Genomic DNA, 5,204 nt, shown 5'->3' on the forward strand with positions numbered 1-5,204 from the left:
GGCGCGGGGCGGGAGAAGTGGGCTTGGCCGGCGCCGGCTTCGGCGCCTCGGGCGGCCTCACAGCTGCGGTGGCGCTGGGCGCCGCGGCGGATTTTGGCGCCGGCGCGGGCTGGGCCGGCTCCAGGCCGTCCGCGGCCGGGACCAGGGCGGCAGCCGGCTGGCCCGAAGCCGCGTCCTGCGCCTTCGCCACATCCGGTGCCACGGCCACGCCAGTCTCCGGCGCCGACGCGGGTGCGGAATCCCCGCCTTCGACCTCGAGCCGCACCAGCTCGGCGCCGACCGCCAGCATCTGGCCGGCCTCGGCGCCCAGCGCCGCGACTTTGCCGCTCACCGGCGAGGGGATCTCGACGGTGGCCTTGTCGGTCATCACGTCGGCGAGCGGCTGGTCCTCGCGGACGACGTCCCCGACCTTGACGTGCCAGGCTGAGACCTCGGCCTCGGCCACGCCCTCGCCGATATCCGGCAGCTTGACGATGCGAAAGCCCATGGTTCAGCCCTCCATCGCGGCGCGCAGGGCCCGGCCGACGCGCTCGGGGCCGGGGAAGTAGGCCCATTCCTGAGCGTGCGGATAGGGCGTGTCCCAGCCCGCGACCCGGACGATCGGCGCCTCCAAGTGGTAGAAGCAGGATTCCTGCACCAGCGCGGCGAGCTCGGCGCCGAACCCGGAGGTCAGGGTCGCCTCGTGGGCGATGACGCAGCGCCCGGTCTTGCGCACCGAGGCCTCGATCGTCTCCATGTCGAGGGGGAGCAGCGTGCGCAGGTCGATCACCTCCGCGTCGATGCCGGTCTCGGCCGCGGCGGCCTCCGCTACGTGCACGATGGTGCCGTAGGCCAGCACCGTGACGGCTTTGCCCTCGCGCCGGATCGCCGCCTTGCCGAGGGGCACGGTGTAGTGTCCGTCCGGCACCTCGCCGAGGTCGTGGCGGGCCCAGGGCGTCACCGGGCGGTCGTGGTGGCCGTCGAAGGGGCCGTTATAGAGGCGCTTCGGCTCCAGGAAGATCACCGGGTCGGGATCCTCGATCGCGGCGATCAGGAGGCCCTTGGCGTCGTAGGGGTTCGACGGCACTACGGTCTTCAGGCCCGCCACGTGGGTGAACAGGGCCTCGGGGCTCTGGCTGTGGGTCTGGCCGCCGAAGATGCCCCCGCCGGTCGGCATCCGCACTACCATCGGGGCGGTGAACTGGCCGCCCGAGCGGTAGCGCAGGCGCGCGGCCTCCGAGACGATCTGGTCGTAGGCCGGGTACATGTAGTCGGCGAACTGGATCTCGATGCAGGGCTTCAGCCCGTAGGCCGCCATGCCGACGGCGGCGCCGACGATGCCGAGTTCGCTGATCGGCGCGTCGAAGCAGCGGCTCTTGCCGAAGCGGGCTTGCAAGCCTTGGGTGCAGCGGAAGACGCCGCCGAAATAGCCGACGTCTTCCCCGAACACGACCACGTCGTCGTCGCGCTCCATCGCCACGGCCATCGCGTCGCGGATGGCCTCGATCATCGTGCGGCGCGGCATGTCAGTACCCCGCCTGCTGGCGCTGGCGGCGCAGGTGGGGGGGCATCTCCGAAAACACTCCTTCGAACATGTCGCGCGGGGAGGGCTTGCCGCCGGCATGCAGCGTGCCGTGGGTCTCGGCCTCGCGCTGGGCCGCCACGACCTCGTCGAGGATCTCGGCCTCGCCCTGGCGGTGGCGCTCCTCCGACCAGGCGCCGCGGGCGATGAGGTGGTCCTTCAGGCGCTTGACCGGGTCGCCAAGGGGCCAGGCGTCGAACTCGGTCTTCGGCCGGTAGGCGGAGGGGTCGTCCGAGGTCGAATGCGCGCCGGCCCGGTAGGTGACGTATTCGACGATCGTCGGCCCGAGATTGCGCCGCGCACGCTCCACCGCCCATTTCGCCACGGCGTGGACGGCCAGGTAATCGTTGCCGTCGACCCGGAGCGCCGGGATGCCGAAGCCGTGGCCGCGCGCCGCGAAGGTCGAGGAGCCGCCGCGGGCGAAACCCTGGAAGGTCGAGATCGCCCACTGATTGTTGACGACGTTGAGCACCACCGGCGCCCGGTAGGTCGAGGCGAAGACGAGGGCCGCGTGGAAGTCGGATTCCGCCGTCGAGCCGTCGCCGATCCAGGCGGCGGCGATCTTCGAGTCGTTCTTGATCGCCGAGGCCATCGCCCAGCCGACCGCTTGGACGTACTGGGTCGCGAGGTTGCCGGAGATCGAGAAGAAGCCGTGATCCTTGGCCGAGTACATCACCGGCAGCTGGCGGCCGTGCAGCGGATCGTTCTCGTTCGAGTAGATCTGGCACATCATGTCAACGAGCGGATAGCCGCCGGCGATGAGCAGACCCGCCTGCCGGTAGGTCGGGAAGTTCATGTCCCCGGGCGCGAGCGCCCGGCGGAAGGCGGTGCTCACCGCCTCCTCGCCGAGATGCTGCATGTAGAACGAGGTCTTGCCCTGGCGCTGGGCCATCAGCATGCGCGCATCGAAGGCGCGCAGCTTCATCATGTCGCGAAGACCCGCGAGCAGCTCCTCGTCGGTGAGCGATCCGGCCCAGGGGCCGACGGCGTTGCCGTCCGCGTCGAGCACCCGGATCAGCGTGTAGGCGAGGTCGCGGATGTCGGCCGCCGCGACGTCGACCTCGGGCCGGCGGACGGCGCCGGCCTCCGGGATGTCGAGATCGGAAAAGCTCGGGTTGCCGCCCGGGCGGACGGCAGGCTCGGGCACGTGAAGGCTCAAAGCGGCCTGGGGGCTCGGGGCGTCTGGCGGCATGGGAATCCCTTGGGGCAGGGGGATTTGGGGCAGGGAGGTCAGGACGGCGCGCCGACCCGCGCCTCGACCACCGCCGGGTGGCGCGACAGGCGGGCGGCGAGGAAGGAGAGGTCCGTCCCGTCCGGGACCAGGATCGACAGGGTGACGGCGGAGGAGGCGCCCTCGGTATCGAGGGCGAGGTTTCGCAGAGCGTAGCCGGCCCGCTCGACCTCGCCGAGCAATCGCGTCACGCCGTCGAAGACGTGGAGGATCCGGGCCCGGACCTCGATGATGTGGCCTCGCTCACGAGCCATGCGCGTCCTCCCGCGACGCTTGATTTGACTCCCTTGTAGCCCGGTCCGACCGGATGGTCCTCGCCGATTTTCAACGCTAAAGCCGGTTTCCGGAGAACACGGAATGGCATCGAAGGCAGAATCGCCGAACAGGCGTTCCGGGCGCGGACCGGCGCCCGCGAAGGGCGCGGAGCCGCACCGGCTCGACGACGTGGACCGCCGGATCCTCGGCGCCCTGCGGGCCGACGGCCGGCTGACCATCGCGGGCCTCGCCGAGCGGGTCGGCCTGTCGCAATCGCCGTGCTGGACCCGGCTCAAGCGCCTGGAAGAGGCGGGGCTGATCCGCGACTACGTCGCGGTGCTCGACCACCGGGCGCTCGGCATCCCCGACGTGGTCTTCGTCGAGGTGACCCTCGACAAGCACGACGATTCGGTGCTGGAGGCCTTCGGCACCGAGATCCTGCGCATCCCGGAAGTCCTGGAGGTGCATCTGGTGACGGGCGAGTACGACTACATCATCAAGGTCGCGGTCAGCGGCACCGCGCATTACGAGCGGTTCCTGCGCGAAAAGCTCTACCGGATCCGCGGCATCCGCCAGTCCCGCTCTGTCTTCGCCTTGCGCACCCTGAAGCAGGAGGTCTCGGTCGATCCGGTCGCCATCGCCCGGCAGCCCTGATTGAACGGCTGCCGCACCGACATTGCGGCAGATCCGGATTGTCCCCCGCCCCGCAGTCGTTAAGCTGTGTGCAACTATACCGGGAGGACGCCATGAATCGTCGTGCGACGCTGCTCGCCGCCGTCTGTGTAGCCTTGAGCCTCGGCCCCGCCCGCGCCGCCGACCCGGTCCGGATCGGGATCGCCGCGGCGATCACCGGGCCGGGCGCCGAGTCGGGCAAGTACCTCGTGCAGGGCGCCAAGCTCGCGGCGGAGGAGGTCAACAAGGCCGGCGGCGTGCTCGGCCGGCCGCTCGACTTCGTGGTCCAGGACGACCAGAGCACCAATCCGGGCGCCATTCTGGCCTTCAGCAAGCTCGCGGCCGATCCCACGCTTCCGGCCTTCATCGCGCCGGTACGCAGCACCCAGGTCCAGGCCATCGCACCGGACGTCGCCAAGACCGGCAAGCCCGCGATGATCGGCGGCACCGACCCGCAGCTCACCGCCGTCGGCAATCCCTGGCTCTTTCGCTTCCGCCCGAACGACCGCTACTCCGCCCGCGTCATCGCGGAATTCGGCGTGAAGACCCTGAACCGGCGCAAATGGGCGCTGGTCCATTCGAGCGACACCTTCGGCACCAGCGGCATGCGCAACCTCGCCGCCGCCCTGAAGGAGCAGGGCATCGAGCCAGTGGCAGTGCAGGCCTTTCCCAACAACTCGCAGGACTTCACTGCGGTGGCTTTGGCGGTGAAGCAGTCCGGCGCCGACGTGCTCGGCACCTACATCCCGTTCGAGACCGACCAGGGCATCTTCGCCCGGCAGCTGCGCCAGCTCGGGGTGAACATCGACTGGGTCGGATCCTCGACCACGTCGAGCGCCACGGCGCTCAAGCTCGCGGGTGCGGCGCTGGAGGGCGCATACGCGGCCTCCGACTTCCACCGCGACGCCAACCCGGTCGCGAAGGCCTACGCCGAGAAGTACGAAGCCGCCTACAAGACCGCACCCGACTTCTTCTCAGCCTGGGCCTACGACGCGGTGACGGTGCTCGCCCGCGCCATCAACCAGGCCGGCAGCACCGAGCCGGGCAAGATCCGCGATGCGCTGCTCGCCACCAAGGGCGTGCAGGGGGCGGAGGGCATGTACAATTTCGACCAGAACGGCGACGGGCTGCACGGCTACAACGTGGTGCGCAACGAGCGCGGCGCGGTGAAATTCATCAAGCGGGTGGAGTTCGAGAAATAGGGAGCGGTTTGCGCGACGAGCCAGCCTGATCGGCTGCGTCGATCAACCCGACACGCGGCCTATATTGCTCGACGTCATCCCGGGGCTCGTCGAAGACGAGAACCCGGGATCCATAACCGCCGACGATCCCGGAAGAGGCTGAACGCCGTCCGCTTCGTTCTCCAGCGTCGGCGGTTATGGATCCCGGGTTCCGCTGCGCGGCCCCGGGATGACCCGGAGGGTGTCCATACGGTTGGGAGAAACGAGCGGGCGCCGCCAGCCCCCTACATCACCCCCCGCAACC

Annotated in this window: 6 protein-coding genes; 2 read left to right on the plus strand and 4 right to left on the minus strand. The window is 70.0% G+C overall.

The window, feature by feature from the left end; genetic code table 11:
• The 4 genes from ABZT49_RS21050 to ABZT49_RS21065 form a co-directional block, all read right to left on the minus strand.
• Positions 1-487 (minus strand): biotin/lipoyl-containing protein (locus ABZT49_RS21050; protein ID WP_355288684.1); only part of this gene is annotated, 487 nt, incomplete at its 3' end.
• A 3-nt stretch (positions 488-490) separates the two neighbouring features.
• Positions 491-1,504 (minus strand): alpha-ketoacid dehydrogenase subunit beta, encoded by a 1,014-nt coding sequence (locus ABZT49_RS21055; RefSeq protein WP_355288685.1) that lies wholly within the window; start codon positions 1,502-1,504, stop codon positions 491-493.
• Between the two features lies 1 nt (position 1,505).
• Positions 1,506-2,753 (minus strand): 3-methyl-2-oxobutanoate dehydrogenase (2-methylpropanoyl-transferring) subunit alpha, encoded by a 1,248-nt coding sequence (locus ABZT49_RS21060; RefSeq protein WP_355288687.1) that lies wholly within the window; start codon positions 2,751-2,753, stop codon positions 1,506-1,508.
• A gap of 38 nt (positions 2,754-2,791) precedes the next feature.
• Positions 2,792-3,046 (minus strand): hypothetical protein, encoded by a 255-nt coding sequence (locus ABZT49_RS21065; RefSeq protein WP_355288688.1) that lies wholly within the window; start codon positions 3,044-3,046, stop codon positions 2,792-2,794.
• A gap of 103 nt (positions 3,047-3,149) precedes the next feature.
• On the opposite strand from ABZT49_RS21065, the gene ABZT49_RS21070 reads away from it, so the two are divergent.
• Together ABZT49_RS21070 and ABZT49_RS21075 are read left to right on the plus strand one after the other, a co-directional pair.
• Complete coding sequence (locus tag ABZT49_RS21070; RefSeq protein ID WP_355288690.1) at positions 3,150-3,701, plus strand: Lrp/AsnC family transcriptional regulator; 552 nt, start codon at positions 3,150-3,152, stop codon at positions 3,699-3,701.
• A 92-nt stretch (positions 3,702-3,793) separates the two neighbouring features.
• Positions 3,794-4,921 (plus strand): ABC transporter substrate-binding protein, encoded by a 1,128-nt coding sequence (locus tag ABZT49_RS21075; protein WP_355288692.1) that lies wholly within the window; start codon positions 3,794-3,796, stop codon positions 4,919-4,921.
• Positions 4,922-5,204: the final 283 nt, after the last annotated feature.

This window comes from Methylobacterium sp. EM32, assembly GCF_040593685.1.
In the GTDB taxonomy this organism is placed as follows: domain Bacteria; phylum Pseudomonadota; class Alphaproteobacteria; order Rhizobiales; family Beijerinckiaceae; genus Methylobacterium.